This window comes from Fischerella sp. (assembly GCF_013388695.1).
Taxonomy (GTDB): domain Bacteria; phylum Cyanobacteriota; class Cyanobacteriia; order Cyanobacteriales; family Nostocaceae; genus PCC9605.
The window spans coordinates 40,531-63,972 of sequence record NZ_JACAEU010000156.1; the positions used below are offsets into that span (position 1 = coordinate 40,531).

Below are 23,442 nucleotides of genomic sequence, written 5' to 3' on the forward strand. Positions count from 1 at the left end.
AACTACTACCCACTAACCACTAACTACTAACCAATGTACAGACGTGCCATGGCACGTCTCTACAACTACTAACTACTAACCACATAAGCATCATCCTCGCGGGAATCTTCGCCGATCGCAGACTGCAAAGCATACATTGCCGCATACCGTCCGCCTAAGCGTATCAGTTCGGCGTGAGTACCTTGTTCTAAAATCTGTCCGCCTTCGATGTAAAGAATAAAATCAGCTTGGACAACTGGTTTGAGGTTATGGGAAATTAAAAAGGTGGTGCGTCCCTTGGTCAAGCGTTCTAGTGCTTCGTTGACAGCGTGTTCGTTTTCTTTGTCTAAACCTGTCGTAGGTTCATCTAAAATGACTATGGGAGCTTGACGCACAGCCGCACGAGCGATCGCAATTCTTTGTCTTTGTCCGCCAGACAGAGTTGCCCCCCGTTCACCAAGGATAGTGTCGTAGCCTTCTGGCATTGCCAGAATAAAATCGTGGGCATTTGCCAGACGGGCAGCTTGTTCAATTTCTTGATCGGAAGCTCCCAAACTACCGTATGCAATGTTATCTCTTACACTGGTTGCAAAGAGAATACTATCTTGCAAGACAACGCTTATTTGTCGCCGCAAAGATTGAAGTTTGTACTCCCGCAAGTCGTGTCCATCCACTAAAATTCTCCCTTCTACTGGATCGTAGAGGCGCAACAGCAAACTCACCAAAGTAGATTTACCGCCCCCCGAGGGCCCCACCAAGGCGACGTGCTGACCAGGATTTGCCTCAAAGCTAAGGTGTCGCAATATACCTTTTTTAGGTTCGTAGGCGAAGGAAACATTTTCAAACTGTACATATCCCTGCAAAGGTGGCGCATCCTTTGCCCCGCGTGCATCGCGAATGTCGGGTACGGTGTCCAGCACATCTAAGATGCGTTCCCCAGAAGCCGTAGCCTTGGCGATTTGCCCAGTATATTTGGCGAGTTGCCGCATCGGTTTAAAGGCAATCCGCAGATAATTGACAAATACCAACAAATCCCCTGGAGTGAGAGATTTCCCCATCACTAGCAGCACTCCTCGCCATAAAACTAAGGCAATAGAAATCCCCACTAGCAGTTCCACCATCCGTTCTAGACCTGCTGCTAGCCGTTGTGCTTTGGCACTGTCTTTTAAGCTTTGGCGGTTGTGGCTGAAAAAGGAATTCTCCAGCATATCTTGTAGGGAAAGCGCCTGCACAATCTTGATCGCACCGATAGATTCTGCCGCAGTTGCAGCCATTGCTCCCTCGCGTTGGCGCTGCTGGCGTACGACCTGCCGAATGCGTTTGGTCAGGCGTATCGTGGAAAATATGAATAAGGGAAACACAGCAATTGCTATCAGTGCGAGTTCCCAATGCAGCCAGAACATGACGGCAATCATGCCCACTAAAGTGAAAGAGTGGGCAAGTAGGGGCATAACTGCCATTACCGTCACTTCCCGCATTCGGTCAATGTCAGAGGTAACGCGGGTAATCAGGTCGCCACTTTTAGCCTTGTGATGGAAAGATAGGGAGAGGCGCTGGAGGTGGCTGTAGAGATCGGCGCGAATTTCGGTGAGGACATTGGTGGCTGCTAGGGACATGCCAACAACGCTGAAGTAAGCAGCAGTCGCGCGGAGTGCAGCGATCGCTACTAATCCTACTGTCAAGGCTGTCAGCAGGGCAAATGGGCTGAGTCCGTCAATGAAGGGTATGCCAAAAGGCTTGGTTCTAAAACCAGGTAGAAGGATGTAGTCAAAAATGAACTTCAGGGGCCAGGGTTCTAGTAAGTGCAAGAAAATTTCTGCCATTAGTGCGGCAAAGGAGACTATTAGCAGGAACTTCTGTTTTTGGATCTGCGGTGAGAACTGCCGCAAAATCCGTACTATTCCTGGCAAGGCTGCCCTCAAACTTTTGCGATCGGGACGCGCCATTTTGATTTATCTTCCTCCTTGAGTTTTAGGTATAAACGAACGACAAAGGACGCATAGACGCGCAGCGGTGAACCAGCGCGCTCCAAAGGGGGTTCCTCCCCCAACCCCAGAGGGGACCCCGAAGCCCACAATCCCCACTCCCTGTCGGTCGTGGGGGCCGGTGAGTCCCCCATGTAGACGCCCGCAGGGCGGTTAAGGCAGGGTACGACTGGTGTAGACGCGCGCAGCGCGGTGAGACCAGCCCCCCAGAAGGCTTCTGCCGAACTAAGAGACTAACTCGCGCTCAGTTTTATTACTGTTTGCAGTGAAATGGGGTAATTGTAGGTCGCCAGAACTTCTAACTTTTCGGGCATAGCGATCGGTAATGTAATGGTTTAATTTCTTTTCTAGAGAAATTGCCCACTTCTCTAGCCACAGGGGATTCAACCCAAAGGTGAGGCGACGTAGCAGTGGTTTCAAGAATCCCTGATGGCGGCGGTGTCCCATGCGCTTGTAGCGCTTTTTGAAGTATTTGTCGTTCCTCATCAGATGCCATTTTTGGGCAAAGTGTTCTAAACTGGCGATTTCCCAAGCATCACTCCAGCGCAGCATAAAGAAGGCAAGTTCTGGTAATTCATACTTGAGTCCTGGTACGTAAGTAACTACCGAAGCGGGTTCGCAGTAAATCGTGCCTCCGGCATAGGTCACGGTCATGCAAAAATCAATATGCTCCCGCGTACTCAACAGTTCCTCATCTAAAAGCCCGATGCGGTCAAAAATTTCGGTGCGGACTAGCATACAGTGGAATTCGGCAAACTCGCACTGTTGACGATGCAATTGGTCGCGCACCTCAGTAATTTTGCGGTTTACGAAGTAGTGTTTTTCATGCACACGTCGTTTGACTTCATTATTTTCTTGTGTTTCGACAACGATGTGCGCTTCACCACCTGCCAGGTGAATTGTCTCCCCCAAAGGCTTGCCAATACAGGTGAGGGGACAGACTACACTTGCTTTTGTTTCTTCAGCACATTGCAATAAATGGTCTAGCCAACCTGGGGCGACAATCACATCATTATCAATAAACACTAAGTATTCGGTTTTAACTTGATGTAAACCCAGATTACGGGCTTGGTTGGGTGAGAGGTAATACTCAGTACGAATTAAATCGAATTCTTTCTCTCGCGCCTGTTTCTCAAGATAATGCTGGATGTGAGAGGGAGAATTGCCATCTACGTAAACTAGAGAGAAAGGTATGTGAGTATGTTCGTAGATACTTTCCAATGATTGTTGAGTGTAGCTGAAACGTTCGCGTTGGGAAACTACTATGGTAACTTGTGGCTTATTCATAATTTTGTTGGTGGTTGATTGTTGTTTGTTGGTTGTTGTTGGTTAGTGGTTAGTAGTTAGTGGTTAGTAGTTATTTCCAATGCCCAATGCCCAATGCCCAATGCCCGATGCCCACTCCCCCACTCCTCTGCTTGGGCGTTGCAAGTCACTGATTTTGGTTTGCGCCTGTACCAAAGTAGGTACTGTTAAAATTGTCAGCAGAGAAATTATTGTCGCCATAAAGGCGATGTACGATGTCTTTTTCGTATTCCCATGTCGTAAAAACTTCTTGGTAAACATTGATCCAGTTTTGATGTTCTACGGATGGGTGAAGTTGCTGTTGTGCTTTTGTTTTTGCTGCTGCACCCAGCTTTTGCCGCAGTTGTGGTTGAGTTGCTAAACATTGCAGTGCTGCTTTGAGTTCTGTGGTACTACCGGGGTTAACTAGCAAGCCGTTGACACCATCTTCAAGAATTTCACCAATAGCATCTACTTTAGTTCCAACAATCGCACAACCAGCTAGCATGGCTTCTAGCAGTGCATTTGGACAGCCATCAGTTAGTGAAGGAATAGCGAAAATATCCAATTTTGGGAGGTAGGCTAAAGCTTCTTGCCGACTGGTAATACCAGTAATGCAGAGACGAGAACCCAAATCACATTGTTTTATTTGTTGCTGCCAGTATTCCCGTTCTTTTTCAACAAAATCGCCAATCAATAACAGTGACAGCTCTATTTCTTGACTCAACTCCTCACAGGCATCAAGGAGAAATTCTATTCCCTTCTTGTCGCGGAACCTGCCACTAGAACCGATAACAATACCCGGCAACTCTCTAACTAGAGGAGGGGTGAGAAGTTTGGCAAAATTGATAGGTGCGATCGAGTTCCAGAAAGCGGAAGATTTTAACTTAACACTTGGAACAATTACACTAGCTCTTTTCTGCAATTCTCGACTAACAAACGTCACCCAATTAGAATTTTCTAAAACCCACGCTATCTGAGCATGATTTTTGGGATTAAAAATATGTTTGTGCAAGTCAGCACCGCGAACGCTATTGATAACTGGCACGTCATTTTCTTTTGCTAAAAGAGTCGTTACATAACCTGTTTCATTCATAAAAAAGGCATGAAACAAGTCAAAACTATACTTTTGATGCAGACATTTCAATTGAAAGTAAACATCACTAAAAAAGTCTTGAATTTCTTGCATTTCATCGCGCACAGCCGACTTAATCCGATGCACAAACACCCCATCCTGAAGGATTGTTTTGCAACTGGAACGCCTGCGGCTGTCATCACTAACTAATCGTTGCTTTGAACGAAAAACCGCAACATGAATTTCATAACCACTATTAATTAACATTTGGGCAATACGATGCACTGACTCACCTACACCGCCAACATCTGGTGGATATTCTAATGTGGTAATACAAATCTTTATTTTAGTCATGATTGAGATTTACTTTTCCTAATTTACATCCAAGTTTAGATTTCGCTAAAACTAAGTAAAACATTCACAAATTCATAACGAATTTTCTTTGTCAAGACTCTGCGAGCCTCTGCGTTTCCCTCCGCGTACCTCTGCGTTTTAAAAAAGCTACTCTTTTACGCAAATATCTACTAAGCAACATTTTGCTTCCAAGCTAGATTTCTTAAAATTGCAGCCGTTTTTTCAACACCATTAAAATCTAATTGAATTTTATCTGGTTGATTTTGTAAGTAACTAATTATCTTCCAAGCAAATACATCAGGTTGTAAATCTTGTTGTGAAATTACCTTGACAATTCCTAATTCACCTAATTTTTTGGCTCTAATAGTTTGTTCTTGGTCATTATTACCATTAAAAGGAAGAATCATCGCTGGCACACCAGTTACTAAAACATTTAACGTAGTGTTGTAGCCAGACATGCTGATAGACAAATCTGCTTTTTGCATGTAATTGAGCAAGTAAGGAGTAAAGCGACGAATACGGATCTTTTTGCTATATCCTGCCATTACTTGCAGTTCGTGAAATTTTGACTCTGGCATAAATGGGCCGGTGAAAACATGGATGTTGTGAGGTATTTTTTTCTCCAGGCAGGGTACTGATTTCACTACACAATCTAGCAATTCATGACCAAATCTGCCTCCGCCTACACTAACTACAATCAAGGGTTGGTCAGAGTTGAGAATTTCTCTATCTTCATCCGTTAGGGCAGGATTGGTGGATGGTTTTTGTACCACATATCCGGTGTAATGCACTTCACAATTGAGGTCGCTGACCCGAGAAAATGTTTCTTCTAAGGGCACAAATTTTGGATCGCCGTGAACCAGCAACAAATCAAAATATTGGTTGATTAGTTGACAGACTTTTTCTTCATGTCTTGCTTGATTTTGCTTGGTAACTACAATATCCCGCAGGCTGCAAACTACTTTGATGGGGCGTTCACTTGATTGTGCGTTTTCTAATAAAGGAATTAATTCAAAAGAGAAGCGTCTTCTGCCAAAGGGAAACAATTCAATCATTAAAATATCTGGCTGGAATTGCTCCAAAATCGACAGAAGTTGATTTTTCCTTATTTCTTGTACTTCCGTCAGTGTAAAGGCATCATCTACCACTTGCAGTTCTTGAAATTCTGAATCAGTTTTAATTGCTGGCAGGTTAATGACTTCAACACCTGGAGGAAATTGAAATTCTTTAATTACTTCACCGCCATTAATAAAACAAATTTGGAAGTCTTTAGTCAAACCGCGCACAATTTCCATGCTGCGAACTAAATGACCCATACCCAAAATATGCTGGCAGTAGAACATGAGTTTTTTCATAATGCTTATACCTCTTTATGGCTGCTAGATTAATGCCTATTACTTATATATTTATTGTTCCAATTCCAATTAGATTGAACCATCAACTATTTTGAACAGCTATTAATGAATATGGTTGCGTAAGTTTGGAATAAAGAAATTGCGACCGAGCATTTGTGATTTTATCAGCTAACAAATTTCTAATCTGATGAGTAATTCTGGGTAGTCCTTCTAGGTCAATGGTGAAATTTGACTGACCATTTTCTAGTTGTTGCTGAAGTTCTTGTATTAAGGTAGTCGGTGTCAGATGTTCAGGATTAATTACTTTAAACAAACCTAGTTGCTGCATTTTTTGCGATCGCACAAATTGTTCTTGGGAGGGTTTGATTCGCGGTACAACCACAGCTGGTTTTCTTGCCGAAAGAATTTCACACACTGTGTTGTAACCACCCATCGATACCACCGCATCCGCCGCTGTCATATAACTCATCAAGTCATCGGTAAATTCCTCGATCTGCACCTGCGGATGTGCTTTTGCTATTTGATATAATGCCTGTTTTTGCTCTGTTGGCATCTCCGGGCCGCAAATAATCAGGCTTTTGATGCGATGTGTATCTGTCAGCAGTTTGAGTCCTGTGAGATAGGTATCAATTAACTGATGTCCGTCTTCACCTCCACCAGGCGTTACCAATACCAGTTGTTCATCGGTTGCTAGCTGTAACTCTTCCCGGATGGTATCGCGTTGCTTATCTCCTGGTGGTTTGCGAATATATCCACAAAACTGTACTTTCTGTGCAACCGCAGCTGGAAACTGATATTCCTTTGGCAAATTAAATACCTCTGGCATTCCAACTACAAGCACCCGATCGTAGAATTTTTCTATAGCTTCGTAATAGCTATGCTTGTGCCACTCTGCGATCGTTTTTTCTGGGGTGTCGAGAATATCTCTCAGTAGCAGTACAAAGCGGGTTTGTGGCAACTTTGCCTGCAAGTAATCTAAAGTGGGGGCAAGTTCATTTTGAATGCCGTAGGGCTTTTTATCTACCAGCACTAGATCCGGCTTATAATTAATCACTGCCGATAAAATCAGATCCGATCGCATCTTCACTGTTTCATTGATGTCTGTACCCAAGTATTTAACAGCGATATTACCTGTTTCTCCTCGGTTCAGACAGGGAAGCTTGATATAATCAAGTCCTTTGGGTAGCCGAAAGCCTTGTAGCATCGGTGAACCAGACAGCAGCAAAATGGAGAGATCGTCTATCTCACTTAGTAGGTGTTCGCAAATCGCCAGCATTCTGCGAATGTTGCCCAAACCGAATGCATCATGGGAATAAACTAGCAGTCTCATCGTTCATATCCTCTTTGGTGCAGGTGCAAGAGATACTAAGAAACCGCTAAGAGTTCATTAGTAACGGTTGGTAGCACAGAACTTGGTAGGAAAGCATTGGCTATAGTTGGACGACCAATACCAACGTAGTAAAAACCAGCCTTTGCCATATCTTCTGGATTTAGGAAATTGCGACCATCAATCATTACAGGATTGGTCATCAATTCAGCGAGTTTGGCATAGTCAAGGTTGCGGAAATGTTGCCAGTCTGTGACCAATACCAATGCATCACAGCCTTGTGCCAGTTGTTCTGGGTCAGTCACTAAAGTTACGTCCGCTTCTAGGTGGGAAATTATCGGATCGTAAGCTTTGACTTTAGCACCCAAGCGAGTTAATTCTTCCAGCAAATCCAGTGCAGGTGCATCGCGCAAGTCATCGGTATCTGGTTTGAAGGTTAAACCCAACAAACCGATGGTTTTGCCTTTGAGAATTTTCAGGACTTGCTGAAGTTTTTCTATAGCCAGCAGCCGTTGACGTTTGTTGACGCTGACGGTGGTTTTTAGCAGTTGAGCATTATAACCGTAATCTTGAGCAGTATGAATTAATGCTGAAACATCCTTCGGAAAGCACGAGCCACCCCAGCCAATACCGGCTTGTAAAAACTTGTCTCCAATACGGGAGTCTAAACCAATACCTTTGGCAATTTGAGTAACATCAGCACCAACGCGATCGCAGATGTTGGCTATTTCGTTAATAAAACTAATCTTGGTTGCCAGAAAAGCATTGGCAGCGTACTTAATCATCTCTGCAGATGCTAAGTCTGTGACTACCACTGGTACGGGAGGTAAAGATCCCTCAGTAGCAAACTTGCGCTCGATAATTGGCGTGTAGAGTTCTTGCATCATGGCGATCGCTTTGGGGCTATTGCTACCCAATACAATGCGATCGGGATAAAATGTGTCGTAAACTGCCGAACCTTCCCGAAGAAATTCGGGGTTACTGACAACATCAAAGCCTGTAATATCTTGCTGGCGATCGGCAACACCATCCATAACAATGCGCTGTACCCAATCCCCAGAACCAATCGGAACGGTAGACTTGTTGACAATGACTTTGTAACCACCGTTGAGGTTACTGCCAATACCACGAGCAACGGCTTCTACATAGCGAGTGTCACTCTCGCCACTGGGTAACGCTGGAGTGCCAACAGCAATAAATAAAATCTCGCCATGTTCTACACCGAAAGCCAAATCTGTAGTGAATTGCAGTCTTCCCGCCTGCATATTGGACTGCATGATTTGTTCGAGTCCCGGTTCAAAAATGGGCGACTTTCCAGACTGCATTAATGAAACTTTGGCTGCGTTGTTGTCCACACAGATGACACTGTGTCCAATCTGTGCCAGACAAGCTCCAGTCACTAAGCCAACGTATCCAGTACCAATGACACAAACACGCATGGCGTCAACCCTCGAAAATGATCAAAAACTGCTGAAGCTGTGAGAAACATATATTATTAATTCCTCACCTATACATAGCTTCACAATTAGTGATGAATTCTAGGTGAATGTTTTATGAGAAGTTTTTCATCAAAAACGTTGTTATGTTAGTGGTTAGTGGTTAGTGGTTAGTAGTTAGTGGTTAGTGGTTAGTGGTTAGTGGTTAGTGGTTGTTAACTATGCCCAATGCCCAATGCCCAATACCCAATGCCCACTCCTCCACTCCCCCATTCTCCCACTCCCCAATGCCCATTTTCAACATAGAGCTAAGGCAAATCACTATTTAGTGGAGGTAGTTTAAACTAGTAATAGCAAAATGAAGCAGGAACGCACACCCGTGCATTCCTGCCTGCTAAACAACTAGACTTTTGCCAAAGTAGGTTTAGGTTTATGGAGCAGACACAACAGAGGCCTATTTTCTCTGTCCGTGCTGCTTCTTTTTTTCCTATCTCTACAACATCGAAGACTCTTGCAAGAGATATATTGTGTGAGGCGCCTATTTTTTTAGTAGAGTTCTTCTTCTTTGTGGGTTTCGATGGTGCAGTCAGAGGTTGGATAAGCGACACAGGTCAGGACATATCCAGCTTCCATCTGGTCATCATCTAAGAATGACTGATCGGACTGATCTACAGTACCGGAGACGATCTTACCAGCACAGGTAGAACAAGCACCAGCGCGGCAAGAGTAGGGCAAGTCAAGACCAGCATCTTCGGCAGCGTCTAGAATATAAGTATCGTCTTCACAGTCAATGGTTGTGTTTAGCCCTTCAGCTTCGTTGATCAGTGTAACTTTGTAAGTTGCCATGCAGTAATCCTCTCTTTTGCAAACGGCAGTATAAGTTATCCTAAAGCAGCACGTACGGCTACCCCTGTATGGGTAGTCGTCTGTTAAATTTTGCTTCACTTCTGATACTACGAGAAAAATAAAAGGATGTAACCGGAATTTGAACGCGATTAGTAATGAAATTTAGTTAGTTCATAACTATAAGTTTAACTTATCAAAAGGAGCAACAAATAGCCAGTCTATTAGATAAATTTATAGATTTCAAAAAAAGCTTGAATGTGTTAATTCATTACTTAGTATACCGATAGGATAAATAATATCTGTAATTTTGACAAAGCAGCAATTAAAAGCTCTACCAAAATACTTTTATGTGTGAAGTTATTTGCTTTACCTTAATAAGCAATCGATTAAAAAGAACTGGTAACAATGGATAAAGCAAAAGTAGGCGTGGGTTTAGTTGGTACTGGGTATGCGGCAAAGCTACGTGCAGAGGCATTTCTACATGCTGCGCGAACGCACTTAGTTGCTGTTGTCGGTCATACACCAGAAACAAGCGCGGCTTTTGCTAACCAATTCCAGTGTACGGCGATGAGTTCTTGGCAAGAACTAGTGGCAAGAGACGATATAGATTTGGTAACAATTTGTACTGTGAATCGAGATCACGGTGCGATCGCCAAAGCAGCACTCTCTAGCGGCAAACACGTAATTGTTGAGTATCCGCTATCTTTAAATGTGGCAGAAGCCGAGGAAATTATCATCCTAGCAAAAGCCCAAAAAAAACTCCTCCACGTCGAACACATAGAACTTTTAGGCGGCGTGCATCAAGCCATCAAGCAACATCTACCACAAGTAGGTGAGTTATTTTACGTTCGCTACAATACAATAAAGCCCGAGTATCCCGCACCCCGCAAATGGAGCTACAATCATGAGCTTTTCGGTTTTCCCTTAATGGGTGCGCTCTCCAGATTACATCGTCTCACTGATTTGTTTGGTCAAGTCCTAACCGTCAACTGTCACAATCGGTTTTGGGCTACGGAAACAGAGTATTATCAAAGCTGTTTCTGTGTCACTCAACTTTGTTTCAGCAGTGGATTGCTAGCGCAAGTTATCTATGCCAAAGGCGAAACTATCTGGCACAGAGAACGCAGGTTTGAAATTCATGGTGAAAAGGCTGGATTAATTTTTGATGGTGATACGGGAATTTTAATCAAGGCAGGGGAAACCACACCAATAGAGGTTGGTAGCCGCCGGGGATTATTTGCTAAAGATACAAGTATGGTGTTAGACCATCTTTTTCATGACGCCCCGTTGTATGTTACCCCAGAGGAAAGTCTGTATACTCTCAAAGTAGCAGATGCGGCAAGGCGTTCTGCTGAAACAGGCTTAACTATAGTAGTTGAAGATTAGTTATTAGCGAACTCAGCAGCAAATACATAATGAATTGCCGAGGGCTATCATAGTGATTACTCTTAGAGAAATCAACCAGAATAACTGGAAAGAATGCATTCGTCTTAAAACTACTGAAGAACAAGAAAAGTTTGTCGCTTCCAATCTCTACTCTCTTGCCGAGTCCAAATTTTATCCGTCTAGCGTTCCGCTTGGGATTTATCATCACGAAACTATGGTCGGCTTTATGATGTATGACCGCATGGACAGTGGTTATCAAAACAGCGGTTACTTCATCTGGCGATTTATGATTGACAAAAGTCATCAGGGAAAGGGATATGGTAAAGCTGCGATGCAAGCAGTAATCAAGTTACTTCAGGAAAAGCCAGGCTGTAAAGAAATTTTGATTGGCTATAAACCAGAAAATGTAGTGGCAGAAAAACTATATCTCAGTTTAGGCTTTCAGAAGACGGGCTTGATTGAGCATGGAGATGTCCTCGTTTATCTTCCAGTCAGCTATCAAAGGGCGTGACAGCAGAATAACAAAACCAAACAATAAGGGATTGATTGAGTCTTTTTTACTCAATCCAACTTACGGCGATCGCCCATAACAGTGCAAACTATACTTAATAAGCGCTCCTATAGATAAATTGAATTTTTATGAACAAACAAACGATTGTTATATTATCCAAAAGAGAACTAGAGAAAATGCGTAAGGCTGGGCGCTTGGCAGCCGAACTTTTACATCATCTTGAACCGATGGTGAAACCAGGAGTTAGCACTCTAGAATTGAACGACGAAGCAGAACGGTGGACGCAGGCGCACGGTGCTAAAAGCGCACCTCTTGGTTACAAAGGCTACCCCAAGTCGATATGTACCAGTATTAATGAGGTAGTTTGTCACGGCATCCCTAATGCCAAGGAGATTCTTAAAGATGGTGACATTATCAATATTGATGTGACGCTGATTGTAGATGGCTATCACGGCGATACATCCAAAACATTCTTTGTCGGTACACCCTCGCCAACAGCAAAAAAGTTAGTTGAAGTGACTGAAGAATGCCGCAGAAGAGGTATTGCTGAAGTTAAACCAGGTGCGCGCATCGGAGATATTGGTGCTGCTATTCAAGAATACGCCGAGTCGCAGGGTTTTTCTGTAGTGCGAGACTTTGTTGGACATGGGATTAGCAATATTTTCCATACTGCACCAGATATTCCCCACTACGGGACACGAGGCAAAGGCAGAGCGCTCAGACCTGGTATGGTGTTTACTATTGAACCGATGATCAACGAGGGTACTTGGGAAGTCGAGGTTTTAAGTGATGGGTGGACTGCCTTAACACGCGATCGCAAACTCTCAGCACAATTTGAGCATACTGTAGCTGTAACTGAAGACGGTGTGGAAATTCTGACATTACGGAAAGGGGAAATTTAACGCCACGCTTCAGCCGGGGGTAAGCTTACAGATTCAATTCCCACGTTTCGCCGATGAGATCCTGACCGAAGCTGTGATGCGGTTCCTCGTGTACGAGTCGGAAGCCAGCTTGCTCGTAAATATGCCGGGCGGCAAGTAACACGCTATTGGTTCACAGGGCGATCGTTTTGTAGCCAGTTTGCCGGGCAAAGCGGATACATTCGTCCACCAATCGCCTGCCGATACCGAACCCACGTGCCTTTGGCTCAACCAGTAGCAGGCGGAGTTTCGCCACCGTATCTGACTTTTTCACGAGGAACACAGAACCAACGATCTCACCATTCATCCCTGAAGCCGTCTATCGAGAACTCACCGATCCCATCTTTCCCGTTGCAGGTAGTACTGAAGTACAAACCTTTGATTGGATTCAAACACGTTCCGTTACCGATCGTCTAGTAGTCGAAGCACTCAGCAACGAACTGGATATTGGAGAGGCTGAGGCGATCGCTCTAGCTCTTGAAATTGAAGCCGATCAAGTATTGATTGATGAGCGTCGTGGTCGATTGGTTGCTGCTCGACTAAACCACAGCCGCACCAACAAAGCTTGTAGCATAGGGAAACTTAACCTTCCCGCGTGACTTGCTTCGATTTATGGTCAAGGCGAATTGCTTGCTCTAGAGCCGATTTTTCCTTAGCTCTACGAGCATACGGATGTAGTTTAGTCAGATTCCAACCAGTAATTAAACTCATATCTTCTAAATTCATTCCCTTCATCAACATTTCTACACACCATGTCTGCTGAGCTTGTTCAATTACTGGTTGTTGTCCTTCTGGTGTCAACAATCCCTCAGTCAATACCTGCCAGCGTTCCTGTATTTCTACTTCAGAGATTGGCATTCCATTATCGTTGAGAAATAATGCCGAATGTTCATCTTTGCGGCTTTTTAACCATTGAGTTAATGGATTGCGAGCATAAGAGCCATAGCATTTACCCATAATCCACTGATTCACAGGGACTTGTCGAGGAGTACCTTGAGTTATTTGTAATAAGTGCTGATTGGCATCGTTGATTTGATGCGATCGCTCTAAATTCACAATTTCTGATTGAGATAAACCCGCTGCAAACAAGACGTATATTAAAGCGTAATCTCGCAGTCCTGATTTTTTAGCTCGTTGCAAAATCAAGTGGACTAAATTTGCTGGTAAATCTATCACCTTTTCTGTTGGCATAGACTCTACTAAACTTGTAGAGTTTGTGGCTCCCTTTAAAAACAGCGCTACCAAATTTTCTAAAAACTCATCTCTGTCAAGCCAAAGTTCGTGAAATTCACTGGTAAATTCAATCACAGCATACCCCACTAACATACTATTGAGTAAACTTGCTAACTTCTCGGCTGGTAAATAGATATGTAACTGTTCGCGCTCCATCACAGTTGCTAAATATTCGGCAACATAATGATTGGCTTGGGTTAAGCTTCGTCCTAGTGCCTGACGATTTTCTACAGGATAGTTTCCCGCCTCACCTACAACAGAACGTACTAATTCCGGAACTTGTTCTAAGGCTTGCAAGCGGTCTTTACAATAGTTTTTGAGAGCTTGGTTAACACTAGCCATTTGACAGGCTTGAATTTTCAAAGATTCATCCAGTTCTTGAAACACGGGTGATTCGGAAATCACCGCTAAGAGCAATCCGTGCTTATTGCCAAAATGCCGGAATAGTGTCACTTCATTAACTTTTGCTAATTCTGCGACTTGCTTTGTTGTAGTCTCGGTGACTCCCTGTGCCGCAAATAAAGACCTAGCTGCATTAATCAGCCGCTGTCGAGTTGAAATTATTTGATCGGACATAAATTAAATATGTAAGTGACACTTGCATTTAAATATTATCATTGCTAAGCTAAGGGATGTAAGTAGCACTTGCATCCTCTGTTCCTACTTTAGCGGTCTTCGCTAGGTTTTATAGAGGTTGTAGTGAGCGTTATCTTTGCGGGAGTTCAATTAAGCACGCTTTTTGCTTACTAAGAACCCTTCAAGTTTATTTACAGCATTCACGTCAAAGGAAGATTGATGACTACACGCTCAGCTATAGCTGAGGGTAAGCAACCGCTTGCTCTTAGCTGGATCAACGTGGCATTTTTTGGTACAGTTCATGCCTTAGCAATGCTCGCTCCTTGGTGTTTTTCTTGGTCTGCCTTGGGAATAACCATATTCCTGCATTGGTTGTTTGGCAGCATTGGTATTTGTTTGGGGTATCACCGACTTTTGACTCACCGAAGTTTGCATGTACCGAAATGGTTAGAATATGCGATCGCCACTTTAGGTGCTCTTGCCATTCAAGGAGGGCCAATCTTTTGGGTAGCAACACATCGATTGCATCATGCTCATACCGAGGATGAAGACAAAGACCCTTATTCTTCCCGGCGTGGTTTTTGGTGGAGTCACATGCTGTGGATTTTTTACCCACGTCCAGAATTTTTTGACAAAGAAACTTACAAAAAATTTGCTCCTGATTTAGACCGTGACCCATTCTATCGTTGGCTGGATCGCAACTTCTTGCTACTGCAAATTCCTGTTGCTGTCCTTTTATATGCTTTGGGAGGATGGTCTTTTGTTGTCTACGGTGTCTTTCTGAGGGCAGTATTGCTTTGGCATACCACTTGGCTAATTAACTCTGCGGCTCACTTGCGCGGTTATCGTCATTTCCAGTTGCATGACAACTCTCGTAATCTTTGGTGGGCAGCACTTCTGACTTATGGAGAAGGTTGGCACAACAATCACCACGCTCACCCAAATGTAGCAAAAGCTGGATTGTCTTGGTGGGAAGTGGATATGACTTGGTGGGCAATTAAAGTTTTGCAGACTCTGGGGTTAGCTAAGAAAGTAAATGTTGGTGGGTAGTGGATAGTGGATAGTGGATAGTGGTTAACAACCAACTACTAACTACTAACTACTAACTACCTTCCCAACTTATTCGGAATACCTTCACAACCGCCAGGAATTGTACCCCTGGTTTTTTCGCCACCCCAGGCGCAGCAGTAATGACGGTTAGCCTCAGACATCCGCTGAACGTCACTAAAATCTGCATTTTCTACCACAGCGCCAGTGTATTCGCCAGTGTTGTAGTTTGGTGGATGGGTGCGGCTGCGAGGTGATGCGTTTTCTGCTGAACCATAGAACAAGCGAGTTGCATTCAAATCAGCACCATTGAGGTCAGCTTCATACAAAATGCAGCGGGAGAGGTTGGCTTTAACCAAGTCACATTTGCTGAGATTGGTACGGACAAGATTCGCTTCAGTCAGATCAGTCCACCGTAGATCCGTGCCAGAAAGGTCTGCACCTGCCAGCATTACCCCCAAATCAATCACACGCACACCGTGAAGCCGATCTTCACAATAACCACCAATACCATCGAGAATCGGTCTACCAAGACGATGATCGCGTTTTAGGGGTGTGAGTAATTTAGAACGAGAGAGAAAGCGGAGAACTTTCGCTTTGCCACTGCCATCTATACTACTGAGAATGGCAGCAGTCCGACCTTCTGCAAGCAGTCGTTCTTGAGGCCAATCTTCTAATAATCCCTCTTCGTCTAATACCAAGTCGGAAATTCCTTGAAAGTAAGAATCGATTGTCTGCTGCTGGGTAATGATATTTTGCTGGACTGTGAGTAGATTTTGTTGAATAGTCAGGTCTTTAGAAATAATGTACTGTCGCCAAGCGATGTAAACAGCGATGATGGCAATGAGAATTTGCCCCAAAGCACCAAACCATTCTGCCAGTGTCCCAGAAGCTTCCCAGTTAATTTTGCGTCCCACTGCAATCAGGATTTTACCCTCACCGCTATAATTAACCACACCAACTGTTGCCACTATTATTCCCAACAAGGCAACTAGCAAAGCTTGTTCTTGACTTGAAAACCATTCCTTTGAGAGTTCTCGCACCCAAGGCCAAAGAATGGCTAAAGATAATAGCAAAGTCATCAAGGTTCCCACAACGCCAACAATCCAGTTATTGATGGCAAGCCCAATGATAGTAGTGGCGATCGCCCCTAGGGTCAGCAACAAAGCCCTTGGTTTGACACTGACAGCTTTACCAGACCATTGCTTGACCCGAAAATGTCCTGTTTGTAAGGCTGCTGTATTTTGCGGAGATTGCAGTGAGGCAATAGCGGCCAAGGCTTGTTGCTTGACCAGTTCTTCTGGAGTTAAACCATTCTCGGAGGTATCATCAAAGTCATCTGGTTGCAAGTTTTGATCCGGAATTGGTTCTGGGTTAGGGACTGGGGATGAATTGGAATCAATCGACATGATTATATTTTGGCACCCGCATTCTCAGTTCAACAGCTGTTTTATAGTAGCTGTTGCAAGTTATAAACAAGCAATATCTGCTGTTCTTTTGAGGATAATTTTTCACAATCATATTTGGATTTTTTTATAGAAAATTCATTGTCAAGTACGTATATTTGCTGAATCATAAGTTATCGTAATAGCATAATCAAGCCTTTTAAAGTCTTTCTAGATATAGAATCTAGTAAAAGTCCCATTATCAAGAATGCGTTGATTTGTCTAGACAGTTCCCCTAAAGTACGCTCCTGCGCGTCTACAAATCGGGAAACCTGCCAAGGCGAAAGTGGCTTCTTTAAATAGCTACCAAGAAAAAATATGTAAATTCCTGGCATAGCTCAGATCAAATCAACCGTATTTTCAGTAAAAACTGCAAAAATAGCCTTAGATTTCCGAAATTTCACAGAACCGCTTGTAATTATTAGTTATTGCCACACTATTAGGTCAGTTACGAAGACTTAGAAGGAAGAAAGAGGAAAATATGAAGCGATATCTGGGATTTGCTAAGCAATTTTTGCTAGTGTTTACTCCGGTGGTAGCTACTTCTGCTTTAGCATCCCTACCCAGTCAGGCTGCTAGTCTTGCTTTTGCTGAAGAAAATTTAAATCTTACCAACTTTAGCGAGAATTTTTCGCTAATTGATAGACAAAATCAGGCTAACATAGATGCTTCTCCTTTTAGTGAAGATGCAGTTGTAATAGCTCAAAATATTGGTGTACAAACAAATTTCATACCTAATCCACCAGAAGCATCTACTAGTGTGGATTTGAGTTTTGTTAGAGGTTTAGGCTCAAATTACTTAGGAACAGCAGACACTCTCGGAAAAATAGTCAGTAATTTCGATGTAGATGCTGGTGAATCATTTTCTTTTGACTTCACAGCCTCTTTAAATTTGGGAACATTAATTGAAGATGGGCTACCAACAGAAAATGCTAATGCCTCTGGAGATATATCCTTTTTGTTATTTGATACGAGTGATATACCTGAAGCCAATCTCTCAGACTTCGTAGCCTCTTTATTATCTGGCAATGACAACATTAATAGAAAACCTTTAGAGTACTTTTTACTCACTGGCAATGTAAATACTTTTGGAAATAACGATTTTCTAAAATACACAAAAAGCCAAAATATAACCTTCAATCAAGAATTAAAGGAATCTGACTTTGGTAGTAATGAAGAAACAGCGACAGCTTCTATAGGTGGTTCTCTAAAACGCTCATTTGAGAATAAAACAAATCTAACATTAGTAGCAACCAGGCAAAGTAAAGTTAAAGTAGCAGTACCTGAACCTTCAACTTACCTAGGCTCGCTTTTATTTAGTCTACTAATCGCCATTTCTATCAAAGCTAAACGTAAAGCAAAACGCTCAAAATTTGTTTCATTAGCAAAAGACTAAATAGAAGTATATTTCTTAGTACAACATTGCATAAGTTCGCGCGCGAAATTCTTGACCAAGACTCTGCGCCCCTCTGCGCTTACTCCGCGCCCCTCTGCGTTTTAAATCCTACGCTTTTACGCAAAGCTGTACTAAGAAAGGGGAAATCATCCTAAATGAAAACTTACGACTGGATCGCGATCGGTGCTGGCTTTACGGGTGCTGCACTCGCCTACGAACTAGCGAAAACTGGCTTTTCAGTACTTTTGTTAGAGCAATGTGCAACTTCACGCAATGCTACTCGCTATAGTTATGGTGGTTTAGCTTTTTGGTCTGGTACTACTCCCCTAACTCGCCAATTGTGTAATGAGGGAATGGCGCGTTATCAAGTTCTGTCGCAAGAGTTAGATGCTGATATCGAGTTTCGCGAGTTAGATTTATTGCTGACTATTGCAACTGACATCGATCCAGAAGTTGTGGCTGCTTCCTACGCTCATTTTGCCATTCCTCCCAAATTACTTAGTGTTGACGAAGCCTGGGAAATGGAACCCTTATTAAATAGAAAGGCGATCGCTGGTGCTTTAACAGTCAAACACGGTCATATCAACCCTGAAAAAACGGCACAAGCTTACATTCAAGCTTTTCTGCGCGCTGGGGGTAAAATAGAAATTACGCAAGTGCAGAACCTCACCCCCTCTCCACAAGCAGACAGGGGAGTAGGTATCGCGATCAAAACAACTACTGGAAATTACTACGCTGCTAACGTTGTTGTTTGTGCTGGCGGACTCAGCCGACAGTTATTAAAAGCATCTGGTATACCTGTACGGTTGTATTTCACCCATGCAGAGATGATTGAAACTCCGCCCGTTGAGGTGCAATTACGTACCCTGGTAATGCCTGCTAATCTTAAACGCTTTCAATTAGAGGCAGAGTCTAGCGTTGTGGATGAATTATGGAATGAACCAGGAAATGAACCCATAGCGCCGATTTTAGATGCGGGTGCAATTCAGTTTCAAGATGGTAGTTTGCGCTTGGGTCAAATTAGTCGTGTTCTCACCGATCCCAACGCTAAGGTGGACTCACAGGCAAGTGAAAGTTGGTTGAGGCAGAGTATAGGGGAAGTGTTGCCAGCTTTGGCTAAGCTGCCGGGGAGGTGGCATCATTGCTTAGTGGCATTTAGTAGCGATCGCCTTCCCTTAATTGGTTCTATACCTGAATTTCAGGGTATCTATGTGTTTTCTGGATTCAGCAATCCCCTAGTCATTGTACCTCCTTTAGCCCAGCGCTTTGCTCATTGGGTATCGGGACAGGAAGATGAAGTTATTACCCAGTTATATCCTGCAAGATAACAATAATTTCAGCAACTTTAACTACGCGACTGAACGGTTGGGCGGTCGCCGCCAGCACAAAGCTTACACTGCACTACGAGAGTTGTTTGGTAGGTATTCCCTGATAGGACAACGCCAACTATTAGATTACTTGGTTGACAATGACTTAACTCCTTTACAGGGAATGATCGTTGAGAAATTTTTCGACCTAGTACCAGATATTTGGCTAATTGATGGTTTAGCACACCGTTGTGCATACTGTCGCACACTCATGCGACCTCATGGAAGAATTTAAATGTTTGTGTTTCCCTCCATCGAAGTTGCTAGACAGTACATGGCTGATTTGGCATTTCATCAAGTTAAAGTATAATCAGCCTTCTATTTTGATATCACTTGTATCTGAAGCTAAAAGTTCTGTAGCTTCTTTTAAAAGCTCATGTTGTTCTTTTTGAATTTCTGAAAGTCTATTTGAAATTACTGCTAATCTTTGTTGTTTATCTTTGTCAAACAGTTGAGCGTCAGCTAATTGTAAAACTGTTAAATTAGCAGTTTGTTTAGAGCCTACTAGTTGTTTCAATGCTAAGCTGCCAATTTTAATAAATGATTGAAAGCTAACATTAATAATAGCAAAAAGTAATTTAAAAGGGATTTGTAAGATTGACCAACTAGCTGTTTCAATCAATCTAACAATTGCTTTGATAATACTCCCAAGTATAGCTAAGACAAACAGCAGAATTATGCAACTTACAATTGGGTGATTAACTGCCCATCCAAAGATTTGTAATAGTCGGAAAATATTAGGATGTTGCTCAAGCCAAGCACTCACAGAAGAATTAATTGCTGTTTGAATGGCTGTTGATGTTGTATTCTGAATTTGCTCAGCACTTTGTGTCCACGACTCCCTTACTTGCTGTGTTGAGTTAGTTAGGGAGTTGACACTTTCGCTGACAAAATTTTTTGCCTGTTGCAAGCGTTGCGACAATCTATCAGGCCAATTTATGTTAATTTGGAGTGTCATAGAACATTTTACAAAGGCTGAAATTTAACCCGCAGTCCATCCTTAGGGCGACTAGTGGGAATTCGTACTTTCTCTAAACTTTGATTAGATAAAATTTCCCACTGGTAGCCGCGTAGTAGGTGGGCGGCAATTATTTTCATCTCCATCTTTGCAAAAGCTATCCCCACACAGATGCGCGGCCCACCACCAAAACCAATTAAACTGAAAGGACGTTGTTTGTTTTCTTGCCGTTCGGGGCTAAAGCGATCTGGATTAAAATTTTCTGGCTGAGAATAGATTTCTGATACACGGTGAGTTTCTGGAATTGCATATACTAGTTGCCAGCCAGTCGGCACATGGAAGCCTTTAAACTCAAACTCCTTAATTACTCCACGAAATCCACCCCCTACAGACGGATGTAGTCTTTCAACTTCCATCAATACCTGATCTAAATAGTGCATTTGCCCTAATTTTTCTAAAGTCAAAGCGTCCCCATTAGCAAATTGCATCTGTTCTTCTCTAGCGCGTTGCATTACCTCTGGGTGACGGGCTAATTCTACACACAGCCAAGTTAGCATTGAGGTTGTAGTTTCATGTCCGGCAAAAAGCAACAGCACTGCTTGGGCAATGAGTTCCTTTTCACTGAGGCTGTTACCTTCTTCATCCCTTGCTTGGATTAAGAGACTGAGGGCGTCTTTGGTAGGGTTTTTTTGGCGTTCTCTGATAACTTTAGTTACATGCTCTAGAATTTGATTGCGGGCTGCTATGGCTTTCCCAAATTGCGTAAATGGTAAAGCTAATGGATTGATAGAAAATAATCCATTCGTCAGCGTTGTAAATAATTTGCTCAGACGTGCAGACTCTGCGTCTGTTTGAGTACCTAGTAACAGTTCGCTAGCAATATCAAATGTCAACTTCTTGAACTCTGCCAACCAGGCAAACTCCTGTTTTTGTTTCCACTTTTTCAAATAATTCTCTGTAATTCTCTCCATTGTGCCAATATAATTTGCCAACGCTGCACCGTGCATTGCTGGCATAATTAAACGGCGTTTGCGCCGATGTTCCTCTCCATCCATGAGAAATAGCGATTCACCCAAGAGTACTTTAAAATTATTGGGCCATCCCTCACGCCAAGAAAAATGATCCATGTGGCTAGAAAGGACAAATTCAGCAGCTTCTGGCCCTACCATAAACACAGTAGACCTGCCAAAAATATGGCTTTTAAAGATAGACCCATACTGCTTATAGCGCTTTTCTACAAATTTAAGGTCAGACACAAACGAAAGTGTTTCACCTAACAGAGGTAGACCAAAGCTTCCAGGTGGGATTTGATAGTTTTTCATTTGTTAAATTACTCCCAGGCAACAGTCAGCGAAGAGTTAAATTATTAATATGTTCATTAACATTAATAAACTATACTGACACATTAACTCCAGTTCAGACTTATTTACTCAACGAATGTGTTATATTTTACTAAAAAACACTGAAATCATACTAGTTACAGTCTGCCAAAATTACTTGAGTATTGGTAACAAATAGAATTTATACTAACTAATTAAATATTTTAAAAGCAGATGCTATTTATTTACACTTCAAACGTCTGACAAACAGTCATTAATCAAGTAAAGACAAAAAAGAGTTTGATAATGCTTAGGTAAAGATAATGACACCAAAGGAATTCCAGCAATTGATTGAAAAACAGCAAAAATGTCCCGAATCACTACCACAAGCGCTACAAGCTTTGTGGTATGACTACAAAGGTAATTGGGACAAAGCGCATGAAATCGTCCAAAATGCTGGTGATGCTGACAGTGCCTGGGTTCATGCCTACCTGCACAGAAAAGAAGGGGATTTAAGTAATGCTCGTTACTGGTACAGACGCAGTAACAAGCCAGAATTTCATGCTGGGCTTGACAAAGAATGGGAGCAAATTGCTTCTGATTTGCTGATAAAGGTAAAAGAATCATGGATGCCGATGAACTAAAGCGGCGTTATGCTGCTGGAGAAAGAGATTTTACTGGTGTCAATTTGGCTGGAGCCAAGTTAATTGGAGCGAATTTAGTGGGCATTAATTTGTATGCAGCAGACTTGAGTGGCGCGAACCTGGCTAAAGCTAAATTATGGGGTTCTAATTTGGGTGGAGCAAACCTGGCCAAAGCAAATTTAACTAGAGCTAACCTCAGCGGTGCAAAGTTGATAGAAGCGAATCTTCGCGGAGCCAAACTACACTATACTAAGCTGTTTGGAGCGAACTTAACAGGAGCTTGTTACGATGACAGTACCAAATTTTCTTATGGTTTTAACCCGCTAAGTAAAAATATGCGGAAGATGTAAAGTCAAGTTTTTCTGGTCGTAGATCGAGAGTAGTAATATTGATTTTGATCAAATAGCTGGGGATGCAATGGCATGGGAAAGATGAGGTAATTGACAATCAACTTGGTAATTTATTTTTGCTAAAACAAGTTGAATTGAAGCTTTACTAGTTTCCCAAGAATTTTCTATTAAATACTCAGCACAAGTTGCCAAAATGTCTATGCTGCCAGGAGCTAGCTCTAGCAAAACTTCTAATAGTACCTCAATAATAATTGGCTTCCAGTAGACTAGCATGGACTTACTCCAACAGCATCCTGACTATGAATACAATTGGATAAGGGCAAATTATGCATAGACTGGCTTTGTTTTATAAAAAAATTTCTCCGATATCAAAAAATACGGTTCAGTTAAGGTTGCGATCCCCCCTAACCCCCCTTTTTAAGGCAGGGCTGTTTGCTATCTTAAAACATGTAAAATTGCAAGTGTTGAAGGCATCCACTATGCTTAGTATTTAGTGTTTGTCATAATGGGCACCATGAGTGGATATGTTGGGTATCGTGCATAGGGAGATTTTGCTCATAGGCATCGTCGAACGTTGATCAAGATATTTGACATTCAAAAACGGTGAACCATTCTTGTTTGACTGCTAAATTTTACAGTAATTCAAATA

The 23,442-nt window shown here is 42.7% G+C and carries 22 protein-coding genes; 9 read left to right on the forward strand and 13 right to left on the reverse strand.

All coding sequences use genetic code 11. The features are described from left to right. Nucleotides 1-68: 68 nt before the first annotated feature. The 7 genes from HXY43_RS21260 to HXY43_RS21290 form a co-directional block, all read right to left on the reverse strand. Nucleotides 69-1,925: an ABC transporter ATP-binding protein gene (locus HXY43_RS21260; protein WP_290887333.1), complete on the reverse strand. Its 1,857-nt coding sequence runs from the start codon at nucleotides 1,923-1,925 to the stop codon at nucleotides 69-71. Between the two features lie 264 nt (nucleotides 1,926-2,189). Beyond that, nucleotides 2,190-3,251: a glycosyltransferase gene (locus HXY43_RS21265; RefSeq protein WP_290887336.1), complete on the reverse strand. Its 1,062-nt coding sequence runs from the start codon at nucleotides 3,249-3,251 to the stop codon at nucleotides 2,190-2,192. Between the two features lie 145 nt (nucleotides 3,252-3,396). Continuing rightward, nucleotides 3,397-4,677 (reverse strand): glycosyltransferase, encoded by a 1,281-nt coding sequence (locus HXY43_RS21270; RefSeq protein ID WP_290887339.1) that lies wholly within the window; start codon nucleotides 4,675-4,677, stop codon nucleotides 3,397-3,399. A gap of 170 nt (nucleotides 4,678-4,847) precedes the next feature. Then, on the reverse strand, nucleotides 4,848-6,032 hold the full coding sequence (locus tag HXY43_RS21275) for a glycosyltransferase (RefSeq protein ID WP_290887340.1): 1,185 nt from the start codon (nucleotides 6,030-6,032) through the stop codon (nucleotides 4,848-4,850). A gap of 82 nt (nucleotides 6,033-6,114) precedes the next feature. Then, nucleotides 6,115-7,362, reverse strand: coding sequence for a glycosyltransferase (locus tag HXY43_RS21280; protein WP_290887343.1), 1,248 nt, complete (start codon nucleotides 7,360-7,362; stop codon nucleotides 6,115-6,117). A 35-nt stretch (nucleotides 7,363-7,397) separates the two neighbouring features. Then, complete coding sequence (locus HXY43_RS21285; protein WP_290887346.1) at nucleotides 7,398-8,798, reverse strand: nucleotide sugar dehydrogenase; 1,401 nt, start codon at nucleotides 8,796-8,798, stop codon at nucleotides 7,398-7,400. Nucleotides 8,799-9,341: 543 nt separating this feature from the next. Continuing rightward, nucleotides 9,342-9,641 (reverse strand): ferredoxin, encoded by a 300-nt coding sequence (locus HXY43_RS21290; RefSeq protein ID WP_026734522.1) that lies wholly within the window; start codon nucleotides 9,639-9,641, stop codon nucleotides 9,342-9,344. A gap of 405 nt (nucleotides 9,642-10,046) precedes the next feature. Here HXY43_RS21290 and HXY43_RS21295 point away from each other — a divergent pair, with 405 nt between their 5' ends. The 3 genes from HXY43_RS21295 (at nucleotide 10,047) to map (ending at nucleotide 12,440) form a co-directional block, all read left to right on the forward strand. Next, the gene (locus tag HXY43_RS21295; protein ID WP_290887349.1) at nucleotides 10,047-11,027 is read left to right on the forward strand and encodes a Gfo/Idh/MocA family oxidoreductase; all 981 of its coding nucleotides are present in this window, start codon (nucleotides 10,047-10,049) and stop codon (nucleotides 11,025-11,027) included. 52 nt (nucleotides 11,028-11,079) lie between these two features. Next, entirely contained in the window at nucleotides 11,080-11,538 is a 459-nt protein-coding gene (locus HXY43_RS21300; protein ID WP_290887352.1) for a GNAT family N-acetyltransferase, read from the forward strand. Nucleotides 11,539-11,666: 128 nt separating this feature from the next. Beyond that, nucleotides 11,667-12,440 carry a type I methionyl aminopeptidase gene (gene map, locus HXY43_RS21305; protein ID WP_290887355.1) on the forward strand — a complete coding sequence of 258 codons (774 nt, stop codon included), beginning with the start codon at nucleotides 11,667-11,669 and terminating at the stop codon, nucleotides 12,438-12,440. 151 nt (nucleotides 12,441-12,591) lie between these two features. On the opposite strand, the gene HXY43_RS21310 is transcribed toward map, so the two are convergent. Next, the gene (locus HXY43_RS21310) at nucleotides 12,592-12,765 is read right to left on the reverse strand and encodes a GNAT family N-acetyltransferase (protein WP_290887358.1); all 174 of its coding nucleotides are present in this window, start codon (nucleotides 12,763-12,765) and stop codon (nucleotides 12,592-12,594) included. Between the two features lie 275 nt (nucleotides 12,766-13,040). Beyond that, the gene (locus tag HXY43_RS21315; RefSeq protein WP_290887361.1) at nucleotides 13,041-14,267 is read right to left on the reverse strand and encodes a TetR family transcriptional regulator; all 1,227 of its coding nucleotides are present in this window, start codon (nucleotides 14,265-14,267) and stop codon (nucleotides 13,041-13,043) included. 219 nt (nucleotides 14,268-14,486) lie between these two features. On the opposite strand from HXY43_RS21315, the gene HXY43_RS21320 reads away from it, so the two are divergent. Beyond that, nucleotides 14,487-15,317, forward strand: coding sequence for a fatty acid desaturase (locus tag HXY43_RS21320; protein WP_290887364.1), 831 nt, complete (start codon nucleotides 14,487-14,489; stop codon nucleotides 15,315-15,317). A gap of 56 nt (nucleotides 15,318-15,373) precedes the next feature. Here the strand turns inward: HXY43_RS21320 and HXY43_RS21325 are convergent, their stop codons facing one another. Beyond that, complete coding sequence (locus HXY43_RS21325; protein WP_290887367.1) at nucleotides 15,374-16,723, reverse strand: pentapeptide repeat-containing protein; 1,350 nt, start codon at nucleotides 16,721-16,723, stop codon at nucleotides 15,374-15,376. Nucleotides 16,724-17,240: 517 nt separating this feature from the next. On the opposite strand from HXY43_RS21325, the gene HXY43_RS21330 reads away from it, so the two are divergent. From HXY43_RS21330 to HXY43_RS21340, 3 genes are all read left to right on the forward strand, one after another. Continuing rightward, nucleotides 17,241-18,155, forward strand: coding sequence for a hypothetical protein (locus HXY43_RS21330; protein WP_290887370.1), 915 nt, complete (start codon nucleotides 17,241-17,243; stop codon nucleotides 18,153-18,155). A gap of 155 nt (nucleotides 18,156-18,310) precedes the next feature. Further along, on the forward strand, nucleotides 18,311-19,483 hold the full coding sequence (locus HXY43_RS21335; RefSeq protein WP_290887373.1) for an FAD-binding oxidoreductase: 1,173 nt from the start codon (nucleotides 18,311-18,313) through the stop codon (nucleotides 19,481-19,483). After that, nucleotides 19,449-19,757, forward strand: a complete 309-nt coding sequence (locus HXY43_RS21340; RefSeq protein ID WP_290887376.1) for a hypothetical protein — start codon at nucleotides 19,449-19,451, stop codon at nucleotides 19,755-19,757. Before HXY43_RS21335 ends, HXY43_RS21340 begins: the two co-directional genes overlap by 35 nt. Nucleotides 19,758-19,832: 75 nt before the next feature. On the opposite strand, the gene HXY43_RS21345 is transcribed toward HXY43_RS21340, so the two are convergent. Beyond that, a complete protein-coding gene (locus HXY43_RS21345) occupies nucleotides 19,833-20,480 on the reverse strand; it encodes a hypothetical protein (protein ID WP_290887378.1) in 648 nt (215 codons plus the stop codon). Nucleotides 20,481-20,488: 8 nt separating this feature from the next. Then, on the reverse strand, nucleotides 20,489-21,802 hold the full coding sequence (locus HXY43_RS21350; RefSeq protein ID WP_290887381.1) for a cytochrome P450: 1,314 nt from the start codon (nucleotides 21,800-21,802) through the stop codon (nucleotides 20,489-20,491). Between the two features lie 320 nt (nucleotides 21,803-22,122). Here HXY43_RS21350 and HXY43_RS21355 point away from each other — a divergent pair, with 320 nt between their 5' ends. Both HXY43_RS21355 and HXY43_RS21360 read left to right on the forward strand, forming a co-directional pair. Next, entirely contained in the window at nucleotides 22,123-22,443 is a 321-nt protein-coding gene (locus tag HXY43_RS21355) for a hypothetical protein (RefSeq protein WP_290887383.1), read from the forward strand. After that, nucleotides 22,425-22,793, forward strand: a complete 369-nt coding sequence (locus HXY43_RS21360) for a pentapeptide repeat-containing protein (protein WP_290887386.1) — start codon at nucleotides 22,425-22,427, stop codon at nucleotides 22,791-22,793. Before HXY43_RS21355 ends, HXY43_RS21360 begins: the two co-directional genes overlap by 19 nt. A gap of 48 nt (nucleotides 22,794-22,841) precedes the next feature. Here HXY43_RS21360 and HXY43_RS21365 read toward each other — a convergent pair whose 3' ends face one another. Further along, nucleotides 22,842-23,066, reverse strand: coding sequence for a hypothetical protein (locus HXY43_RS21365; RefSeq protein ID WP_290887389.1), 225 nt, complete (start codon nucleotides 23,064-23,066; stop codon nucleotides 22,842-22,844). Between the last annotated feature and the right edge of the window lie 376 nt (nucleotides 23,067-23,442).